The sequence below is a fragment of the Niastella populi genome (assembly GCF_002078015.1).
GTDB lineage: Bacteria > Bacteroidota > Bacteroidia > Chitinophagales > Chitinophagaceae > Niastella > Niastella populi.
In genome coordinates this window covers 1-594 of record NZ_LWBP01000132.1, presented here as the reverse complement: position 1 = coordinate 594, position 594 = coordinate 1, and the positions used below count along the sequence as shown (strand labels likewise).

The window sequence follows — 594 nt, the reverse complement described above, 5'->3', positions numbered from 1 at the left end:
TGACAGATCGCCTTGAATTCGATTGCCTATAGAGGAAATCCAACTTATGTTATTTGCGGTATGACCAGAAATAGCGTTTTCACCGGCCTTCAAGGGATGAATATGCCCCACCTGTATTGACGCTTTACCGTGCGTTGGGTTTATAAGCTCATCATTGAATTTTTCAAACAATAACGGCTCTAAAGTTATAGGACACTTCGTAATTTCTTGCTTAAAATTTACTATTTGATTTTCTTCAAGTAGTGCTTTCAAGTCAGAAGGGAAATCTACAAGATGACATATTTGTTCAATAAGTTTTAGTTCGATTGCTAAACATTCTTTTCGCATTGCAAAGTGCACCGACTGAGGATGACATTCCCATCTTTTCTCACGATTTGTCTTGTGCAAGCCTGTTAGGACTCTGTCAGTCAAAAAAGATTTAGTTGCAACTTTGTTATACATTTCTCTAAAAAAGGCTATATACTTATGATTTTTAGAATTTAACAGATACTTTCGCAAAAGATATGTTTTCTGAACTTCCTCATCCACAAAAAAATAAATGTTATTTCTGTTATGAATAGATTGTGCACTTCTATCTAAATAATCTAGATTTAT

1 protein-coding gene is annotated in these 594 nt (G+C 34.2%); it reads right to left on the bottom strand.

Going from position 1 to position 594, the window contains the following annotated elements; genetic code table 11:
• Positions 1-528, bottom strand: a 528-nt coding sequence (locus A4R26_RS12300) for a hypothetical protein (protein WP_133054650.1), incomplete at its 3' end; no start/stop codon positions are given.
• Between the last annotated feature and the right edge of the window lie 66 nt (positions 529-594).